16 protein-coding genes and 2 pseudogenes are annotated in these 19827 nt (G+C 39.1%); 16 read left to right on the top strand and 2 right to left on the bottom strand.

Annotated features, from left to right (window positions below):
• The 5 genes and pseudogenes from G3O08_RS20980 to G3O08_RS18875 form a co-directional block, all read left to right on the top strand.
• Positions 1–242, top strand: a pseudogene (locus tag G3O08_RS20980) (IS4 family transposase); the annotation flags it as partial.
• A 369-nt stretch (positions 243–611) separates the two neighbouring features.
• Positions 612–1157: a hypothetical protein gene (locus tag G3O08_RS18890; protein WP_163287013.1), complete on the top strand. Its 546-nt coding sequence runs from the start codon at positions 612–614 to the stop codon at positions 1155–1157.
• Between the two features lie 337 nt (positions 1158–1494).
• Positions 1495–1932 carry a DEAD/DEAH box helicase family protein gene (locus tag G3O08_RS18885; RefSeq protein ID WP_239541351.1) on the top strand — a complete coding sequence of 146 codons (438 nt, stop codon included), beginning with the start codon at positions 1495–1497 and terminating at the stop codon, positions 1930–1932.
• Between the two features lie 15 nt (positions 1933–1947).
• Positions 1948–2229 carry a nucleotidyltransferase substrate binding protein gene (locus G3O08_RS18880; protein ID WP_163287012.1) on the top strand — a complete coding sequence of 94 codons (282 nt, stop codon included), beginning with the start codon at positions 1948–1950 and terminating at the stop codon, positions 2227–2229.
• A 48-nt stretch (positions 2230–2277) separates the two neighbouring features.
• Positions 2278–3171 (top strand): 3-hydroxyacyl-CoA dehydrogenase, encoded by an 894-nt coding sequence (locus G3O08_RS18875; RefSeq protein WP_163287011.1) that lies wholly within the window; start codon positions 2278–2280, stop codon positions 3169–3171.
• Positions 3172–3363: 192 nt separating this feature from the next.
• On the opposite strand, the gene G3O08_RS18870 is transcribed toward G3O08_RS18875, so the two are convergent.
• Positions 3364–4311, bottom strand: a complete 948-nt coding sequence (locus G3O08_RS18870; RefSeq protein WP_163287010.1) for a hypothetical protein — start codon at positions 4309–4311, stop codon at positions 3364–3366.
• 333 nt (positions 4312–4644) lie between these two features.
• On the opposite strand from G3O08_RS18870, the pseudogene vapB reads away from it, so the two are divergent.
• From vapB to uvrA, 7 genes and pseudogenes are all read left to right on the top strand, one after another.
• A pseudogene (gene vapB, locus G3O08_RS21940) lies at positions 4645–4898 on the top strand (type II toxin-antitoxin system VapB family antitoxin).
• A 66-nt stretch (positions 4899–4964) separates the two neighbouring features.
• A complete protein-coding gene (locus G3O08_RS18855; RefSeq protein WP_163287007.1) occupies positions 4965–5168 on the top strand; it encodes a hypothetical protein in 204 nt (67 codons plus the stop codon).
• 3 nt (positions 5169–5171) lie between these two features.
• Positions 5172–5636: a PIN domain-containing protein gene (locus G3O08_RS18850; protein ID WP_163287006.1), complete on the top strand. Its 465-nt coding sequence runs from the start codon at positions 5172–5174 to the stop codon at positions 5634–5636.
• A 553-nt stretch (positions 5637–6189) separates the two neighbouring features.
• A complete protein-coding gene (locus G3O08_RS18845) occupies positions 6190–8166 on the top strand; it encodes a DUF2779 domain-containing protein (RefSeq protein WP_163287005.1) in 1977 nt (658 codons plus the stop codon).
• Between the two features lie 60 nt (positions 8167–8226).
• On the top strand, positions 8227–8733 hold the full coding sequence (locus G3O08_RS18840) for a YqiA/YcfP family alpha/beta fold hydrolase (protein ID WP_163287004.1): 507 nt from the start codon (positions 8227–8229) through the stop codon (positions 8731–8733).
• The gene (locus G3O08_RS18835; RefSeq protein ID WP_163287003.1) at positions 8733–9392 is read left to right on the top strand and encodes a hypothetical protein; all 660 of its coding nucleotides are present in this window, start codon (positions 8733–8735) and stop codon (positions 9390–9392) included. The genes G3O08_RS18840 and G3O08_RS18835 overlap by 1 nt, the downstream gene beginning before the upstream one ends.
• 66 nt (positions 9393–9458) lie before the next feature.
• The gene (gene uvrA / locus G3O08_RS18830; RefSeq protein ID WP_163287002.1) at positions 9459–11999 is read left to right on the top strand and encodes an excinuclease ABC subunit UvrA; all 2541 of its coding nucleotides are present in this window, start codon (positions 9459–9461) and stop codon (positions 11997–11999) included.
• Between the two features lie 348 nt (positions 12000–12347).
• Here the strand turns inward: uvrA and G3O08_RS18825 are convergent, their stop codons facing one another.
• Positions 12348–13310 carry a lipid A deacylase LpxR family protein gene (locus G3O08_RS18825; protein WP_163287001.1) on the bottom strand — a complete coding sequence of 321 codons (963 nt, stop codon included), beginning with the start codon at positions 13308–13310 and terminating at the stop codon, positions 12348–12350.
• Positions 13311–13558: 248 nt separating this feature from the next.
• Here G3O08_RS18825 and G3O08_RS18820 point away from each other — a divergent pair, with 248 nt between their 5' ends.
• The 4 genes from G3O08_RS18820 to G3O08_RS18805 all read left to right on the top strand — a co-directional run bounded on the left by G3O08_RS18820 (position 13559) and on the right by G3O08_RS18805 (position 19442).
• Positions 13559–17089 (top strand): prolyl oligopeptidase family serine peptidase, encoded by a 3531-nt coding sequence (locus G3O08_RS18820; RefSeq protein ID WP_163287000.1) that lies wholly within the window; start codon positions 13559–13561, stop codon positions 17087–17089.
• Positions 17090–17408: 319 nt separating this feature from the next.
• Positions 17409–18110, top strand: a complete 702-nt coding sequence (locus G3O08_RS18815; protein ID WP_163286999.1) for an outer membrane beta-barrel protein — start codon at positions 17409–17411, stop codon at positions 18108–18110.
• A 138-nt stretch (positions 18111–18248) separates the two neighbouring features.
• Positions 18249–18638 carry a hypothetical protein gene (locus G3O08_RS18810; protein WP_163286998.1) on the top strand — a complete coding sequence of 130 codons (390 nt, stop codon included), beginning with the start codon at positions 18249–18251 and terminating at the stop codon, positions 18636–18638.
• Between the two features lie 393 nt (positions 18639–19031).
• Complete coding sequence (locus G3O08_RS18805; protein WP_163286997.1) at positions 19032–19442, top strand: hypothetical protein; 411 nt, start codon at positions 19032–19034, stop codon at positions 19440–19442.
• Positions 19443–19827: the final 385 nt, after the last annotated feature.

Below are 19827 nucleotides of genomic sequence, written 5' to 3'. Positions count from 1 at the left end.
AAACGCATCTACAAGAAATAGAACGTATAGAAAAACTGGTACTGCTGGTTATGATGGCTTTGGTTTGGTGTTATAAAGTTGGTATCTATCTGCATCAAAATGTAAAACCAATAACAATAAAAAAACACGGCCGCAAAGCAAAAAGTATCTTCAAGCATGGATTAGACCATGTAGCAAGCTGTTTGTTAAATCCTAATAATCAGAACAATATGGATATATATCAATTTTTGTCATGTACTTAGAAGTTCAAGTTAAAAGCCATTATTTAGAGGTGAAATATAAAACTGCAGTTTGGGTAATAAATTTGATTCGATGGATTTAAAACAGGTTATTAAGCTTCATTTAAGTGGTCTTTTCAATGCACTTCGTCGTTAAAACAGTCCCCCCGCCTTTTTGGAAGAAAGTAATTTATCTACTATTCAGTTGCTTCTCAAGCTTCTAAATAAATTCTTATTTTTAGCGATAGAATGAGGGATTATAGATTTAAGAATCTTGGTTGCAATCCCATTTGTGAAATATGCACAGCTACTAAACTTTCAATGGCTATTTAGGCAGATAAAATACATGAATGTTGCTTGTTCTATTGACATCTGCAAGATAAATTAACAGATATGACATACTCAGAAAAATATATAGTTGAGAACTTAATAAAATATTCAGAAGAGTTTAGAAACTATTATAATTCCGAAAGACAAAAAATACAATCTGAAATTATATGGAAAAGAGATAAAAAGTTACGTCAAGGAATTAATTTTAGAACCACACAGATAGATGACAAACATTACATATATCTACGAAATGTACCGCCATCACCAATTAACGCATCAAAAATCGCTCATGAATTACAACATATTGTACATAGGAGCATTGGAATTCCAAGTGTTGGTTTCAAAGAAATGAAATACGACTATCTATCATCAGCAATCAATAGTTGTATACATGATTTACTAGTGAATAGAGACATCATAGAATATGAATTCGATCTTTATGACGATTACTTAGAAGAACGCAAAGAAAGTAGAGCTGCCTTAAAGACTATAATAAAAGAACCAACCGATAAGCTTGAGCTTTTGCATTGGGCTTTTAATTATGCTTCTTCAATTCTTGATTATGAATTTATGCTAAGAGAGTATGACATTGACGAAGACCATACCTAGTTTGAATGGTTTGAATCAAAATACACAAATACAGCGGCTTTAGCGAAAAGAGTAAAGAAAATAATTGATAATATTGGGTATGACACAAACGATAAGATTAAAACTTTATTTATAAAGATAATAGACGAATTTGAATTGAAAGGTATAATATTTCTATAAACAAAATTCAGCACCTAAGAATTAATGTTTGTTCGGCGCGCTACATTATTACACCTAAATATAATGAGCCGTTAAGCCCGCTCCTAAAGGAATCAGTCATTCCGTCAGGTGAGCCACTTTTTTAAATAGGTATTCTGGGGCGTATAGACCCTGGTTTATTTTATTTTTTGCTAATTTGATGGATGGCAATTTCGATTCAACTTACACCACCGTCAAGAAGCTGCCGTGCTATCAGCAATTGCGCGCCACCAACAAAACCATAGAACGCCTGCAATCCGGCGAAGGCGGTTTAGTGTGGCATACCCAATGGAGTGGTAAAAGCCTCACCATGGCTTATGTAACCCGTAAGCTGCAAGCGCCCGAATATGGATTTGAAAACCCTACGGTACTGATTATGACCGACCGCAAGGATTTGGACAGACAGATTACCACCACCTTTCAAAACGTGGGGTTTAAGAATGTAAACCAGGCATCGTCGGTAGTACACCTCGATAAACTCTTGCGCAATGACTATGGCGGCATTATCACCACCACCTTGCAAAAATTTCAGGAAACTGACAAAGAAGCTACCACGGATACAGACCAGACAGAACTCGAAGAGCGTGGCAAATGTTGATAGAAAAACACATTGATGGCAGCACGTACCGGTATAACAGGATCGCGAGATGCTACCCGAGAAGCATTCAGCAATGGCTTAGTTGAAGATGGTGAAGTTTGGATGGAAATGATAAAAAGCCGAAACCAATCTTCGCATACTTATAATGAAGATTTGGCAGGGGAGTGGCAGCCAGAAACTTTTATCAGGGTAGTCACCGGTGTGACCCAAGTCACCCACAACTCCCTAAAAACCTTAAAACGACAACATTACTACCTGACACTTGTTCATATTTATAGAGAGACCCGTGACAGCTGATAATTAGTTTGTTTTGAGATCGGTCTCCTCTTTTAAAAAGATATAATTATGAAGATAAAAAATGTAACAGTAGCCGGAGCAGGCGTTCTGGGCAGTCAAATTGCTTTTCAAACAGCATTTAAAGGGTTTAACGTTTCTTCTTACGATATCAATGATAAAGCACTCGAAGAAGCCAAAAAACGATTTAAGGTTTTAATGGAACGCTATCAGGAAGATGAATACGGCACCAAACAACAAGTAGAAGATGCGTACAACCGCATTACGCAAACCACCGATTTGGCGAAAGCTGTCGAGAATGCCGATCTGGTAATCGAGGCGGTACCGGAATTGATTGATATTAAGGAAGACTTTTACAAGAAATTGTCGAAAGTGGCCAAGAAAGAAACCATTTTCGCTTCCAACTCTTCAACCATGGTGCCCAGCCAACTGGTAGGTTTTACCGACCGTCCGGAAAAGTTCTTGCATATGCACTTTGCCAACGAAATTTGGCGATTGAATATCGCTGAAATCATGATGTCTGAAAAGACGGATCCGAAGGTATTTGATGAGGTAATCGAATTTGCAAAAGCGATAGCGATGGTTCCGATTCCACTCCACAAAGAGCAGCCTGGCTATGTGCTTAACACGCTATTGGTTCCGCACCTAAAAGCAGCCGTTCAGATGGCAGCCGATGGAGTTGCCGAGCCGCAAGTTGTAGATAAAACCTGGATGATTTCAACCGGCGCACCGATGGGGCCGTTCGCATTTATGGACATCATTGGACCTAACACACCCTACAACTTATACAAAGCGTGGGGCGAGGGAGGCGATGAGCTTTCTGCAAAAGTGGCCCGATGGATAAAAGCAGAATATCTGGACAAAGGAAAAATGGGTACCGCCAATGGAAAAGGGGTATATACCTATCCCAACCCGGCATACAAGGAAGCCGATTTCTTAAAATAAGCCATTCGCAATAGTCCTTAAATACGTTTGAAAAATCTACAAAAGCAATTTTGTAGATTTTTCTTTTTTAATACAACATCGGCGAGGTCGCCAAGTCCTCGGCGTCGCACCAGAACCCGTACCAACCTTACAATCCTCCACACTCTCTAAATCCGAATCAACTCTAACTTCTTTAAAATAAAGCGTGCCACTTCATTCCTTCGTATAGTCTTGTGGAAATTGCCTGCCTCGTTTATTCTGAGTATTCTCAACTTTCCCAAAATCGTATTTACCTTGAGATCGCGTGGGCAAAATGAGTTTTGCTGAGTCAGCGTCAATCGGATAGGTGCACTTTACATACGTAGGTTCGTCGGGATTTAATGCTACGGTAATGCAATACTTAAAATCTGTCCCCGTGCAGAGTGTTATAGTGCCCTCTGAGAGAGGGTATTGTAAAAGAACATAAGATTTTTGTTCAAATGAATAAAGTTGGTCTCCATCCACAAGAAACTTTACCGGCAGATCTGATTCTTTTTTCGATCTGCGATAAACGATCAATTCATTCTTTTGCTCACGGTTTTCATGAAACGGTTGGTGCGGGTGTATCGGCGTGCCGTTTACCGGATGAATTGTATATCCTATTTTTTGAGATCGGGCATTTGACTGAGCCCCGGCTGCAGAAATTCCACCGCCGACTGCACCAACTATAAGGGTTGTTGCCAACACTCCCGTATTATCCACGCGGTCGAATCCATAAAAAACCAGTTCACCTTTTTCCACTACAATCGGAAAGAACTCTCCCTCATCAAAAATATAGGCTTGTTCTCCATCTGAGAATCCCCAGATTCTCCTTACTTTTTTGTTTTTTCGCACATAGCGTGGCTCAAGTGAATACGTATCTTGCCAAAGGTAGTATGGCCGTGGTGACTTTTTTAGGTAAAATGAATCAATGATGGATGGAGCGTTGGCGAGGAATTCATAATAATGTTTGTAAATACCTCGCTTAGGAGTTTTATTTTCTATCATTTCATAAATATCAGCTTTTGTTGGTGTCTTATCCTGACCAAAAGCGCCGAACGAAAAGATTAGAAAAAAGCTCACCATGATTAGATTTGCGCTTTTTATAGCGCGCGTTCTTTCTAAATGGATTGGATTTCTCATTTTCTGTTCATTAAAATGCGTGTCAAATATAATGATTTGAAAAAAATTGAAACCGGTAGTAGTTAAGGAAAGTCGATTTTGTCAAATTTAATTTTAAAATTATACATGCATAGATCGATTGGTTTTTGGTTTGCAAAGATTTGTTTTAGCCTTTTGAGCAAAGTGAATGCTTATGTACGGCAAATGGACGGGTGGTGATCCGCCCCACCGCATTCACAAGTTATGCCTTCGTACAGGGGCCTGCGAATTCATGTAATTACATAGATATCAGCGGCAGACCGGAAACCATAAAAAAAATGAAATGGATTTGTATCTTTGCTATAAACCCGCCAAATGGATCATATATCTTTATATACTAAGATTAATTCTTTGCCCAATGACATCAAATCTGAGGTGAATGACTTTATTGATTTCTTACTGAAAAAGTGAAGAAAGAAATTAAGAATAGGAAACCAATATTTGGGTGTGCAAAGGGGCAAATTTATAGTTCTCCTGACTTTGATGAGCCACTCGATGATTTTAAGCGGCAGCTTCCATTAGTTAATCCATCCGGACTATCCGACTCTAAATCTGCATCAACAACCTGACGCTGCTATCGCGCTAAGCGACATTTAACCTACAAATTGTGTATATTTGAATAAAGAATCTCTAAAATGAAAGTAGAAAGGACAAAGGATGAAATAGTCATACGGCTTCCATCGAGTATAGACTTATCAGAGTTGCAAGACATGTTGGACTATCTGAAATATAGAGAATTGACGGCGAGTTCAAATGCAAAGCAAGAAGATGTGGATAAGCTGGCAAAAGCAGTTAATTCAACTATGTGGAAGAAAATTAGAGAAAAAAGGAATTTGTAATTGATGAAAATCATAGTTGATTCCAATATCGTGTTTAGTGCAATACTCAATACAAAGAGCCATATTGGACAAATATTGATCCTTGGATCAACCTATTTTGATTTCTACACAGTTGATTTACTTAAAGTTGAAATCACAAAACATAAATCGAAGATTCAGAAGATTACAGAGTTTACCGATGCTCAATTTGAGGAAACGTATGATCTGATAATCTCGAAAATACGTTTTGTGGATGATATATTAATTTCCGATAAATCATTGAGAAATGCAATTAATCTGACAAAAGATATTGATGAAGATGATACATTGTTTGTTGCACTTGCAGATCATCTTAAATCCAAACTTTGGACGGGAGACAAGGTTTTAGAAAACGGATTAAGGAAGCTGGGGTATCCTAATATAATTACAACTACAGAGCTATTTGATATATTCATTAAAAAGAAATTAAAAAGAAAAGGAGCACTTTAGCATACCACCCCGCCACGCTCCGTGGTATTTATATTCAGAGAGAATGCTTACCCGCTCAGCTGCATTTGCTCCCTGCGGTCGTGAGGCCACTTCGTTTAGTTGAAATGCTGCGGCCTCTAACTTGCCATGCGAGACTGTCTTTGGAGGTATAGTTAATTTCTCCTTCTTTTCGCTTGCTGCCAATCTTTTAAATAAATCCTTATTTTTACCGGTAGGATAGGGGGGGGGTAAAGTTTATGGGTTTAGTATTCCCGGATGTGATCCCAATAGTGAAGTAAGCCACAATAGGGGCGTTGCTACCAATGTTCTGCAAAAATGAATGAAGAGGATTACACATAATTATATTGATTCTTTTAAGTTCACCCTTTTTTGATTGCTCAAAATTCTTGGTTTGATAAACTTGCGGTTAAAGACGTTTTGGATGCTAAATTGATTGAATTAGAAATTGAGAACTACTACGGTAAATCAGCATATCAACCAATTGATGTTTCTGGTTTTTATTGGAAGCAATGCATTACCATAACTAGTTATTTAAAAATAAAAAAAAGGAATTATGCGTCCACTCACAAAGTCCAGGTTTAAGGTAGGCTTAGATTGCCCTACTAAACTCTTCTACACCAAGAAGTCACGGTATGAGAACCAGCAAGACGACGATTCCTTTATGGAGGCGCTCGCCCAAGGTGGCTTTCAGGTTGGAGAATTAGCGAAATGCTATCACCCCAATGGACATGACATTACGGAAACGGGTTATGATGCTCCGTTGGAACGAACCAATGAACTGTTGCAACAAGAAAACGTGATCATTTATGAAGCGGCTATTCTTTATAAGAATTTCTTTATTAGAGTGGATGTGCTTGAGAAAATTGGAACTCAAATTAACCTGATAGAAGTAAAATCAAAATCCTTTGATGGAAAGGGTACGGGTAGTATGGTTACAAAAACGGGACATGTAAACAGTAAATGGAATCTCTATTTACAAGATGTGGCTTTTCAAAAATATGTAACAGAAAAAGCATTTCCGGAATGTAATGTAACGGCTTACCTAATGCTTGCTGATAAATCGAAAGTGGCTTCTGTAACCGGATTGAACCAGTTGTTTCAAATAAAGGTCAACGACCAAGGAAGGAAGTATGCAGAGGTAAGTAAGGTGGTGAGTTTAGCTTCGCTGGGTACTGCAATTTTAACTGCTGTAAATGTTGATTCTATCGCACAAAGCATAATAGATGACGAAGATCAAAAAGACAAACCGGAGCTATTGTTTGAAGATAAAATAAACCTATGGGCTGAAAAGTATGACAAAGATGAAAAAATAATCAGCCCGGTAGGTGTGCATTGTTTTAGCTGTGAATTTCATGGAAATGATCCGAAGAAACTATCCGGGCTAAAAGAATATTGGAAACTTCAAAAAGGTTGGACAGATGCCGATTTTTATAAACCGCGCATGACTGAAATTTGGGATCACAGAAGTAAACCAAAGCTTTTTGAGGAGGGAATCATTTTTATGGAAGATGTTCAAAAGGAGCATATTGGAGAGAATATTGAACCAAAGCCAAATGGTGCGCTTTCCAGGCAGGAACGGCAATGGATGCAAGTGGTAAAAGTACAAAACAACGATGACTCTTTCTATTTAGATGCCGATGGTATGCGGCAAGAAATGGCGACGTTTATTTACCCATTGCATTTTATAGATTTTGAAACGTCGATGGTTGCCATCCCTTTTTACAAAGGTCAGAGACCATACGAACAAATTGCATTTCAATTCTCGCATCACATTATGTATGCAGATGGAAGCGTTGAACACAAAGGAGAATTTATTGAAACCGGTAAAGGGGTTTTTCCAAATTTCAATTTTGTTCGAGCATTAAAAAAGGAATTGGAAACCGACAGCGGAACCATATTTCGATTTTCATATCATGAAAACACGGTACTCAATCAAGTTCGTGCACAATTAGCAGTTGCAGATTCGGCTTTAGTGCCCGACAAGGAAGAGTTGATAACATTTATATACAGCATAACCTATCACAAGATAATAGTAAATGGTAAGGAAGAGAAGATTATTGGGAATAGGGATATGGTAGATATGTACAGGATGGTTAAAGATTATCTTTTTGACCCAAAAACAAAAGGATCGAATTCTATAAAAGCAGTTTTGCCGGCAGTGTTGTCCAGATCCGGTTTTATTCAAAAGAAATATGCCGAGCCTATTTATGGTAAAACGAGCGAAATAAGAAGTATAAATTATGAAGATGGTTGGAAATGGATTCAATATGATGCCGAAGGAGAGGTGAAAAATCCATACGATTTACTCCCTTCTATTTTTGAGAAATTATCTGAAGATCATAGAGCTGAAATGATCGCAGATGAATATCTCGCAGATGGAGGTGCGGCCATGATCGCTTTCGCTAAAATGCAGTTTGAAGAGATTACAGAAATGGAAAGAGACAGAATTGTTACGGGTCTCTTGAAATACTGTGAGCTGGATACTCTGGCAATGGTTATGATTTATGAGTTTTGGATGGATGAGGTTTAATTGAACCTGCTTAACGGGAATCAGAAAGATTATTCATAATTTTAATAAAAAACATATAAAATGAAAATAGTAATTTTTTCACACGGAAGAGACAGTGGGCCGAATGGTACCAAAATAAAAGTATTGAGCAAAGTCGCTGAAAGTCATGGATTCGAAACAGCATCTATAGACTATACAAAATGTGAAAATGCAAATGAGCGAATAGAACGCTTAAAGGAATTTATAGAATCGAAAAATGCCGAATCCATTGTGCTGGTTGGGTCAAGTATGGGTGGATATGTATCTACTGTTGTGGCTTATGATTACAAACTGGCCGGGTTGTTTTTACTATGTCCCGCTCTTTTTATGGCAGATGAGGAGTACACGATACAAAATTATCTTCCGATGTGCGATCACATTGAAATTGTACATGGTTGGGATGATCCGACAGTTCCTTGCGATAGTTCAATCAAATTTGGTCGCCAAACAAAAGCAGTTCTCAATTTGATTGATGATAATCATAGTTTGGAACACTCGCATGCTTTTCTCGAAAAAAGGTTTGGAGAATTCTTGAAAAACATAAACTAGTGCTGCCAGCCTGGCTCGGTCTAAAAGCAGAGCCGCAACCTGTTAGCGATAATGGAAAAACGACCATGACCTTAAAAGCGTTTATTGAACAGTTTGATAAAGAAAACGCAATTGTTCTCCTTGAAGGAAAACGGATGGTTTTAGATACCGACACCGACTTATTAATCCAACTCGGTAAAACCCTGGCAACTAAGACAAAACACATAACATTCAGAAGTGGCAACGCCGACGGGTCTGACCATTATTTTTCGCTAGGTGTTTCGTCTGTTGACAAATCCCGATTACAAGTCATAACACCCTACACTGGGCATAGGCAAAAAACCAATCAAGCATACGAGACATTCGCTTTAGATGAAGTCAATATGGCTAATGAACCCGAAGTCGTGTTTCAATCTAAAAGCAATAAGAGAATGGAAAAATTGGTTGACCAATATGTCGCTGGTGCCAGAGATCGCTTTTCGATTAAAGCTGCTTATATCCTTAGAGACACAATAAAAGTAATTGGCACATATGAAATAAAACCGGCAACTTTTGGTATTTTCTATGACGACTTGTCAAATCCAAAAATCGGTGGAACAGGACATACCATGAATGTTTGTGACCGAAACAAGGTTCCAATTATTGATCAAACCACATGGTTTAAATGGTTGGAAGGATAGGGGTATTCAGGTAATATGTTTAAAAGACCCCAACCCTTGGTATAATTTTTGACACATCCCGCCACCATGGAAGAACCAAATGAAAACAGGACCCAAAAAGAAGGCTTCGTTGCTGTGCGTGGCGCGCGTCAACACAATCTCAAAAATGTAAGTCTGGAAATTCCCCGCGATGCTTTGGTGGTATTTACCGGCATTTCCGGATCAGGCAAATCATCACTTGCCTTTGGCACTCTGTATGCCGAAGCACAGCGCAGGTATCTTGAATCTGTATCGCCTTATGCGCGGCGGCTTTTTCATCAAATGCCAATACCCGAAGTTGACGAGATAGAAGGTCTGCCGCCCGCGGTTGCCTTACAGCAGCAGCGCGGTTCGGGAACTATCAGATCGTCGGTAGGCTCGGTTACCACCTTGTCTAACTTGTTGCGCATGTTGTATTCCCGCGCCGGCGATTATCCGGCAGGACAACCGCTTTTATATGCTGAATCCTTTTCGACCAACACACCCGAAGGAGCCTGTAAGACATGCCACGGACTGGGCAGAGTGTATGAAGTAACAGAAAAAAGTATGGTGCCTGATGATTCACTGACGATTCGCGAAAGAGCCATCGCGGCATGGCCCACAGCTTGGCAAGGACAAAACCTTCGGGACATTTTGACCACATTGGGGTATGATGTGGATATTCCATGGAAGGATCTTCCAAAGAAAGACCGCGACTGGATAATATTTACAAAAGAACAACCCCAAGTGCCGGTGTACCCAGGCTTCAACCGGGAAGAGGTACAGCTTGCCATCAAACAAAAGAGGGAACCAAATTATATGGGCACTTTCACGGGTGCCAAAAGATATGTGCTCCACACTTTTGCAAATACCCAAAGTGCTTTAATGAAAAAGCGGGTGTCAAAATACATGCTTAGCAGCGATTGTCCTACCTGCCACGGGAAACGTTTACGTCGCGAATCCCTTTCGGTGACTTTCGCAGGATATGATATTGCCGACATTTCGCGGCTACCGCTCAAGAATTTGCTTTCTATCTTCGCTCCCTATGGCGATGGATCGGCACCGGGTTTAACCAAATTGGCTAAAAATCACCAGGAAAAAGCATTGGTGGCACAAAGAATAGCCGAAGATCTTGTGGCGAGGCTTACCGTTTTATTGGAATTAGGTTTGGGCTATTTATCCTTAGAGCGCAGCACGCCTACGCTTTCGCCCGGAGAGCATCAGCGATTGAGATTGGCGACTCAAATACGCAGTAATTTATTTGGGGTGGTTTACGTCTTAGACGAGCCTTCTGCCGGATTGCATCCTGCCGATACAGAAGCCTTACTAAAAGCCCTGGATGGATTAAAAGCTTGCGGCAACTCACTCTTTGTGGTTGAGCATGAGTTGGATGTTATTCGTCATGCCGACTGGATAGTTGATGTGGGTCCGGATGCAGGCGAAGGTGGCGGAGAAATTTTATACAGCGGTCCGCCTGCCGGTTTAAAAAACATTGCTCGGTCTAAAACCAGAGAACATCTTTTTAATGATTTGCCCATTGAGAGGCCTACAACCCGAAAGCCTTCGGGATGGTTGAAATTAGCTGGCGTTACTAGAAACAATTTAGTGAACCTCGACGTGTCTTTTCCTTTAGGCGTATTGACGAGTGTTACCGGAGTTTCCGGTTCTGGCAAAAGCAGTTTGGTGAGTCAGGTATTGGTCGAACTAATGTTGGCGCAACTTGGAAACGACCCATTTCCCGAAGAGGAAGTTGAAGATGCTTTGCAACAAGACGTCGTTGAAACGGTGGGTGGTAAAATTACGACAGGTTCAGAAGCCATAAAACGCATGGTGGTGGTCAATCAAAAACCAATTGGAAGAACACCGCGCTCTAATCTGGCGACGTATACGGGCTTGTTTGATGTGGTGCGCAAATTATTTGCATCAACAAAATTGGCGAAAGCACGACATTATAATGCCGGCCGCTTTTCATTTAATGTGGGAAAGGGGCGTTGTCCAAATTGCGATGGCGAAGGTTTTGTGATGGTTGAACTCTTGTTTTTGCCGAGTGTCTATGCGCCTTGTCCGGTTTGCGGTGGCGCGCGGTACAATGCCGAAACTCTGGAAGTTACTTATCACGAAAAAAATATCGCCCAGATTCTTCGGATGACTGTAAATGAAGCGGCTGTGTTTTTTGAGGAAGACGACAGGGTGAGTCGCCCGCTTAATGTGTTGCAGGAAGTCGGTTTGGGCTATTTACGATTGGGTCAGCCGGCAACTGAGCTTTCGGGTGGAGAAGCGCAGCGCATTAAACTTGCCACCGAACTCCAGCGCCAGAGCCGTGGAAATACGCTTTATATTTTAGACGAGCCCACAACCGGCTTGCATCCCACTGATGTAGAAAAATTACAACTTCAACTCAACCGATTGGTTGATGCCGGCAACACTGTAATTGTGGTAGAGCACGACATGCAGGTCGTGGCAGCAAGCGATTGGGTTATCGATATAGGACCCGGCGCGGGAGAAGACGGCGGAAAAGTGGTGGCGGAAGGAACGCCGGAGGAAGTTGTCAAAAGTAAGGGTAGTAAAACGGCGGTTTATTTAATGAGAGCATTAAGCGGGCATCAATAAAGTCTCCCGGCTCCTTCGATCAGCAGGAGTAAGTATTCATGCATTCACTTTATTGCTTGAAATTAGCCAAAAGTTAATGTGTTTCCGATCTGAAGTGCATATATTGAAATATATGCTCTACCCAAAAAAGCTACTTGCCAGATTGGGAGTGGCTCGACGAGCCTTGTGAAAGCCTATGCACGGTTGTAAAAGAAGATTTTGAAAGACTTGCACAGAGGGACACTCCGGGGGGGCGTCGGCGAAAACTCTTCTTAAACGGCAAAGCCTTAAAGCAATCGTTCATTCCGGTAAAATGGGTTATTGTACTGGCCATATCTTCTAATAATCACATAGAGCTGCTGATTATCCTTAAAACCCAAACCCCAATTTAATCCCTCCCCATTTCGCAGAATTCCCGGTAGCAAATTCTTTAGTAAGTGCAGTACGCGAATATTCCAGATAGACCTTCTTTATTTGTAAAACAATTCCGTAGTTAAATTGTCCGGTTACGCGCTCAACATCTTTGGCAGCAATGGTATACGGGTTGTTATCATTTAATAAACCACCTTGCAAAGTTGCGTCATACCCTATTACATTCACTATAGACGCTGCGTATGCATAGAGTTTAAAACCTTGATTATTGGTAGCAGGCTTGAACGGTGAATTTAATATCCCAAAAGTCATATTCATTCCTACCGCAGCTCCCGTAAATAAAGTTCCTATGGCTACATTGGCTTGTGCTTGTAAAGAAAATAAATCCTTTAGTCTTATCACTTGTTGTTCAAAACCCATTTCATAAGTAAGCACTAAATCATTCTTTACTTGATTTCTCCAGCCTAGTGGCATTTTGCTTCCTGTAATTTTATGAATGGTTGTCTGCATTGCATCACCAAAAGCTGCAGGCCCAATCATACCAACACTTACCGAAGAAGTTAACCTTCTGGCATTCTCGCGGTCTGTGGCGATCATGAAACTCTTCAAATAAATGGCGGCCGCAAAAGGTCTATCTCCTATTTGGATTTCGGGTAGCTCAAAATTAGCTGGTGTATACGCAATATGTTCTACGAATATGCCATAGCGTATCTCAAAATCATTAGGTCTATAAAACAAGTGGTTAACGGGATTGGCATCTAAGAAAGGAGCAACCAACTCAAAACTAAATCCCTGCGTATAGTTTTGGTCTGTACCTGCAAAAAGATCGTTGTCGTAGTTAAAACGGAAGTAGTTGGAACTTTGAATATCGGAGTATGAACTTAAATGATCTATTTTTTGAGCCGAAGAAGATTTCCAAAAACCGGCTATTAGTAGAATGAGAAGGATGCTTCTTATCATGTTGTCTATACGAAAATTAACAAGTTCCAGTTTTTTTCGAGCTAAATATTAACCAATTCAGCCCTGCCGGAGCGATTGTTTAAATGGGGTAGACCCTAAAAATGAATAGTGTCAAATAAAGCAGTATTAAATCCGTTAATTTACTACTAAAAAAAACTTAAATTTTAATGTAACTTCTCGCAAAGTTAAGCGCCTTACCTTTTTACTGTTACCATATTTTGTTTTTAAAATATCACCACATTATTCCTATGAGATTTCTTTTATTCCTGATCTTCAACTTGGTTTTGGTATTTCCATTATCTTCTCAAACTAAAATAACGCTGAAAGGCACGGTCATAGATAGTTTAAGTCAACAGCCACTTGCTTTTTCGTATGTTAGCCTAAATGGTGTTGCTTTGGGAACAGTAACCAACGGTGATGGGGAATTTGTGTTGAACATTCCGGCAGAGTACAATGACAAAAGCGTTGTATTTTCTTATTTGGGATATGTTCGCAAAATATACTCAATAAGCGCATTAAGAAAGTTGAGCCCATTGGTAGTGTCCTTGGAAAGAGATATTACACAAATTGAAGAAGTAGTAATTAAGCCGGAAAAGAAAATATCAGCAAAGCAATTGCTACAAAAGGTAATTAAGAACATTGAGCTAAACTATGCGCAAGAACCCGTTTTATTAGAAGGTTATTATAGAGAAACGGTTGCCGAAAATGGCGCATTCATATCGTATTCAGATGCTGTTGCAGAAGTGCACTATGCACCCTATCAAGAAAAAGAATACAAAGGGAGTGACTACCGGGTAGAAGCTCAGTATTCCATATCTTCTTTGAGTAACTCTAATATGTACAATGGAAGAAGCTTGCATCGTTGGCATTTCCACTTTCTTACTCTGAATAGCGATCAAGCAAAAGTGATTGATTCACGATCGAGTAAAAACCTAACCAAAACGGATATGTACGCCAATGTGCAAGCAGGACCGATGGGGATTTTTAGCAAAGATTACTTAAAGTTTAAGGCTGCTTTTTTCACTGATAAAAAGTTCAAGCAATTCGACTATGAAATAGGAGAAGTGTTAATGAAAGGAGTCGGTTATGTGTATGTATTGTCTTTCCGAACTGTGCTGACCAAAGAATTAATGGAAGAATTAGACACAAAAGGAAAATTTAAATCTTTTAATAAAGTAAGACGAAACAAGCCTTTGCAAGGCAAAATTTACATTGATAGAGATAATTTTGCAGTTCTAAAATTTGAAAGTTCAGTTCCGCCAGAGTTTAAGAAATACCTCTGTAGTTACGCTGAAATGAACTACAAGCATTTTGATTATAAGTTGAATATTGAATATCAAAAAATTGGCGACACGTATTACTTGAAATATTTGCGGCATGAAGACGAATTTATTTTGAAAGATACTCTTACAAATAACACAACCCCTTACGTTGCGGTAAGCCAATTTTGGGTAGATGAGGTGAAAACCGAAGAGGTAATGATGTTTGATTTCACGGAGGTCTTTGCCAACTTACCAACGAATCAATTATTTGATTTACCATTGGAATACAATAAGGATTTTTGGGATGAGTACACCAAAAAAAACCCGTTGGCCATTATTCCTGATAGCATAAGAAAGGATATGGAGGGTAAAATGCCCTTAGAAAATCAATTTGCTGACAAGCACACACGAAACGATAGTTTAAAACCACCAATTGCCAAAGTGATTCCAACAACAAATGTACTGCATGACACAACATTGGTAGATGATTACGCTTGGTTGAAGCAGCCTAAAAACCCGCTTCAAAACGCAGATATTAAGGAATACTTGGTAGCAGAAAATGAATACACCGACAATTACTTTATCCCACTCAGAAAGAGTCAACGAGAGTTATTTCAAGAGTTAACGAGTAGAATTGATAAAGAAGATGAATCGATTCCCTATGAAGATGATGGATATTGGTACCAAACGAGATGGACAGAAGAAGATGAATATCCTATTTATATGCGCAGAGAAGAAGGTGCTGAAATATGGGATACTTTAATGAATGTTAATGTTTTGGCAAAGGATAAAGACTATTATTCAGCTGGAGGTATTAGAGTAAGTCCAAATACTAAACTGATGATGTATTATGAGAACACGACAGGCAGCGACAAGGTAACTGTTAAATTCAAGAACCTAGAGACCGGCTTTTCTATAGCGGACTCCTTGTTAAACGTCTCAGGAATGCTGTGGCTGAATGATCATCAAGTGTTGTACATCTTGCAAGAGCCTAAAACCAATCGCACGTATCAACTAAAGTTGCATGAATTGAGCACGCCTCAGCAAAGTGATTCATTGCTTTTTCAAGAAGATGATATTCAATTTCAGATCTCAATATCGAAATCAAAATCCAAGGAGTACGTCTATTTGGGTATCTCCAGTAAAAATACCGACGAAGTACATTTCATGAATTTGAAGGCGGTTGATAACGGATTTCATTTAATGGCACCAAGAGAAGGAACGCATGAATATTCTGTGACAGATTATAAGAATGAATTCTACATTTTAAGTAATAAAGAAAGTATAGATTTTGAAGTATTCAAATGCGACGAAACAGCTTATGCTAAAGCAGATTGGAAAAGCTTCTTGAAGCCTAAAAAGGGAAATCTATTGACGAGCTTCATTATTTTCGATGAATTTCTGGTTCTCGGAGAATCTGAAAAGATGGAAAACCGCTTGAGAATCATTGATAAGGAAAGCGGTAAATCGCATTATCTGAAAATTAAAGAAGACATTCATCTGGTTTCACCTGCATACAATCCCAAATTCAATTCCGACACCTTGATGTATTCCACATCTTCTATGAAAACGCCCTCCCAAGCTTGGAATTATAACATGAGAACCCAAGAGAAGCGATTAGTAAAGAAAACGGCAGTAAAAAACTACAATGCAGGAAATTGGATAAAGAATAAACGGGTTTGGGCAGAAGCCAGAGATGGCACAATGATACCGATTACCTTGCTCTACCCGTCCTACGGTATCAATAAAAACAATAGCTATAAGCGTATGTTTATGACTTCTTATGGTTCTTATGGCAGCGGAAGTGAATCTGGATTTAATAGTTCTGTTTACAGTTTAATAAGCCGTGGTTTTGTATATGCTATTCCTCATGTAAGAGGCGGCGGCGAGTTGGGTCAAGCATGGCACGATGGCGGTAAAATGATGAATAAGAGAAACACTTTTACTGACTTTATAGATTGTGCCGAGTTTTTAATTGCAGAAGGCTACGCTCAAAAAGGGAATATTGTAGCGGAGGGTGGTAGTGCAGGTGGTTTATTAATGGGCGGTATAGTGAATATGCGACCTGATCTTTTCAAATTGGTTATTCTGGATGTTCCTTTTGTAGATGTTATAAACACCATGCTTGATGATAAGCTGCCCTTAACGACCATTGAATATGAGGAATGGGGAAACCCAAATGACAAAAAGGCTTTTGAATACATGTTGAGTTATAGCCCGTATGAAAATGTAATAGCTCAAAATTATCCACACATGTTATTTACCACCGGTGTAAACGATACAAGGGTAGGGTATTGGGAGCCTGCAAAAATGGTGGCTAAACTGCGAAAGGTGAAAACAGATGATCATTTATTGCTTCTAAAAACGAACTTAAGCGCTGGTCATGGCGGTGGCTCCGGGCGTTATGATGGCTATAAAGAGTTGGCCTATAAATATGCTGTGATTTTTGATATTTTTTCAAACGACATCCAAGAGGAGGCCGCCGAGAAAGTAGCTGCTGAGAAAGCCGGGAAGTAATCTTGGATGGTGTTACCAAACATCTCTGTTTCTATATGATTTTGAACAGGGTTTTATCTCTTTATTAGGACGCTAACTTTGAAGGAACGGAGGCTTCTCTTCTGCGCGCTTTAATAGTTCAGTGGTAACTGCCTTTTGCAGAGCGGGTGATTTCTCTTTATTCCAGATGCTGTTTAGCCTTTTAAATAAATTCTTAGTTTTACCCATAGGGTTGGGATAACGGCTATAGATTTATAATCTACTTATATGAGACAAAAGCTATAGTTCATTTTTACAACAAGCCAGGCCGCTCAGCGCAGCTATCTACAATACAAACCAAATGAAAAAACTAATTGCCATACTCATTCTCCTGATCCCATTCATAGGCCATGGGCAAGAATCAATCAACGAACAAAGTCGATTTTCAGTAGGAGTAAATTTCTCACCCAATTTCAGCTATCGAACGTTGAGCTATCCTGAACGCTTGGAACCATTGGTAGAAGCAAGAGAAAAATATGAGCATCCTTCATTGGGATTCAATACCGGAATAGCAGCTCGATACCTTATTATTCCGAATCTTGAAGTGGAACTTGGTCTTCAGTTTTCGAGTCAGACTAACATGTTTAAGAACGATCCTTTATCCGATCCTACTGGAGAAGGTTCTCCCGGCGTAGCCAACTACCAACTGCGCTTTCATTATCTCGAAATTCCGCTGCGCCTGAACTATCGGGTCATAGACAAGAAATTCTTTGGCTATATTACCGCCGGAGCTACTTTAAATCAATTTTTGTATGATAAATCCATAACCCGGATAACCTATAGTAACGGTGATAAAGTTGCTATTGCATCGGGAATTACTGATTTCAATAAAAAAACAATAGGATTAATTGGAGGAGTTGGAGTTGGTTATCACATTAACCCAAGGTTTAATATTAGAGTAGAACCACTTTTCAGGTATTCACTTACTGCTTTGGCAGAAACTCCAATTGATCAGAATATTTATTCAATTGGGTGCCAGATGGGGTTGATTATGAGGTTTTGAAAGAATAAAAAGTTACTAGATTACTTTCTCGCCGGAACAAAAAACAGAAGCAAATAAAGCGCAAAAACCCAACAATCTGTACATTGAATAGCCCCTTCGGGATGCTACGAATTCGAATTCTAAAAACCTGCCCGGATTATGAAAATAGAAATTGCAAAATGGATTTTGATATTCTTCGGAATCTTTATGATTTTTATCGGATTTGTGATGCTTATTAATCCAAATAAAGCGAGGAGTACCTTAAGAAAAGCCGGTAGTACAAACTTTATAAATTATGCGGAAATTACATTGCGAATGATTCCGGCTATAGCCTTAATATTATACGCTGAATTCTCTAAATTTCCTGCAGCGTTCACAGTTTTTGGATGGATTATGCTCTTGACTTCGTTGATCCTTTATTTTGTTCCACCGAGAGTGCACCATAAATTTTCAATGAAAAGTGCAGATATACTTAAGCCAATTTACTTTCAGTTAATTTCACCTTTTGCTTTTCTTTTTGGCGGATTAATTATCTATAACACTTTATGAGTGAAATTGTTAGGGAGATATTGAAAGAAAAGTGTTGCGTAATAACCAGGTTGTGGTTCCGCTGAATTTGTCTAGATTCAGCGGCGTAAACCAAGGGCGAAAGAGTGCAACTAAAGATGCAAATTCTCATGAAAAACATCTTGTTGACGGATCCGTTTTTTCTCTATACAGCCAAGGGAAGCACAAATTACCGAAAGCAAAGCGATTCTAATTTGTTTTGGTGGGTCAGCATCTTTTGCATAATAGGCAATTTCTTTTTTCGAGCTGGTGATCAACCTTTTAAATTAATTATTATTTTTAGCGGTAGTATAGGGGTTAAATCCTAGAGATTTAGAAACCTATCCTGAAACCCGTACATAGTAAATCAAAATTAAATTATAAATGAGTTGAATTATGATCCTTAAAAACACCACAATTACAAGGGGCTTTATTCTGGCCGGATTAATGAATGCATCGGTATTGATTTTTTCGAGGTTTTTTACAAATTCGACAATACCTGAATTTGATCCCGAAGTAATGTCCAATTTTGGATTATTGATGATATTGATTTGGGGCTTAGCCTACATATCAGTCGCCAGAAATTATGATAAAGTAAAATGGCTTGTTGGAATTTTTGTCATAGAAAAAGTCATCTATGGATATATTTGGATAAATTGGATGCTAAATAATAGTGTTTCTGATGTTTTTGAAAAAGATGTAATGGCGGGACTATATTATTCAATTTATGGGATAAATGACTGGGTATTTTCAATCTTCTTTCTATGGGTTTTTGTCCAGCTTGCCAAAGGAAAGAAAACGGTATAAGCACTAAGCAAAATAACTTAAGGCTGCTTCCCGCCAGAGATGATGGCCAGGGTAAGTCTTGAACAATAGATAAAGCGTATTTGAAACGCTCGTTATCTTGATAGAGCACAATATTATAAAAAGGAGGTATGAAATTAATTTTAAACAGCTTTATAATTTCATTGGTTTTAATTTCGTGTTCGTCGCCAAAGAATAGCGACACCTTTTTTGTTTTAACTAAAGTTTCGCAGGAGCTATTGTGTTGATAATTAACATTGTAAAGTTAAAAAGTGCAGCATTTTTATTACTTTAAGATTCTGAAAAACAGTATCTTAAAGGCGTAATTCCAAATACGTAAAAATGCTGCAATCCAAAGATATTAAAAATTTGTCAGAGCTGACTACTT

The organism is Cryomorpha ignava (assembly GCF_010686655.1).
Lineage (GTDB): Bacteria > Bacteroidota > Bacteroidia > Flavobacteriales_D > Cryomorphaceae > Cryomorpha > Cryomorpha ignava.
This window is presented reverse-complemented; position numbering and strand designations above follow the sequence as displayed.

Bases quoted from the DNA above. Each gene is read 5' to 3' on its own strand.
- G3O08_RS18885 (WP_239541351.1), top strand. From the start codon at position 1,495: ATGGATGGCAATTTCGATTCAACTTACACCACCGTCAAGAAGCTGCCG.
- G3O08_RS18810 (WP_163286998.1), top strand. From the start codon at position 18,249: ATGAAAATAGAAATTGCAAAATGGATTTTGATATTCTTCGGAATCTTT.
- G3O08_RS18870 (WP_163287010.1), bottom strand. From the start codon at position 4,311: ATGAGAAATCCAATCCATTTAGAAAGAACGCGCGCTATAAAAAGCGCA.
- G3O08_RS18890 (WP_163287013.1), top strand. From the start codon at position 612: ATGACATACTCAGAAAAATATATAGTTGAGAACTTAATAAAATATTCA.
- G3O08_RS18845 (WP_163287005.1), top strand. From the start codon at position 6,190: ATGCGTCCACTCACAAAGTCCAGGTTTAAGGTAGGCTTAGATTGCCCT.
- G3O08_RS18825 (WP_163287001.1), bottom strand. From the start codon at position 13,310: ATGATAAGAAGCATCCTTCTCATTCTACTAATAGCCGGTTTTTGGAAA.
- G3O08_RS18875 (WP_163287011.1), top strand. From the start codon at position 2,278: ATGAAGATAAAAAATGTAACAGTAGCCGGAGCAGGCGTTCTGGGCAGT.
- G3O08_RS18820 (WP_163287000.1), top strand. From the start codon at position 13,559: ATGAGATTTCTTTTATTCCTGATCTTCAACTTGGTTTTGGTATTTCCA.
- G3O08_RS18840 (WP_163287004.1), top strand. From the start codon at position 8,227: ATGAAAATAGTAATTTTTTCACACGGAAGAGACAGTGGGCCGAATGGT.
- uvrA (WP_163287002.1), top strand. From the start codon at position 9,459: ATGGAAGAACCAAATGAAAACAGGACCCAAAAAGAAGGCTTCGTTGCT.
- G3O08_RS18850 (WP_163287006.1), top strand. From the start codon at position 5,172: ATGAAAATCATAGTTGATTCCAATATCGTGTTTAGTGCAATACTCAAT.
- G3O08_RS18855 (WP_163287007.1), top strand. From the start codon at position 4,965: ATGAAAGTAGAAAGGACAAAGGATGAAATAGTCATACGGCTTCCATCG.
- G3O08_RS18815 (WP_163286999.1), top strand. From the start codon at position 17,409: ATGAAAAAACTAATTGCCATACTCATTCTCCTGATCCCATTCATAGGC.
- G3O08_RS18805 (WP_163286997.1), top strand. From the start codon at position 19,032: ATGATCCTTAAAAACACCACAATTACAAGGGGCTTTATTCTGGCCGGA.
- G3O08_RS18880 (WP_163287012.1), top strand. From the start codon at position 1,948: ATGGCAGCACGTACCGGTATAACAGGATCGCGAGATGCTACCCGAGAA.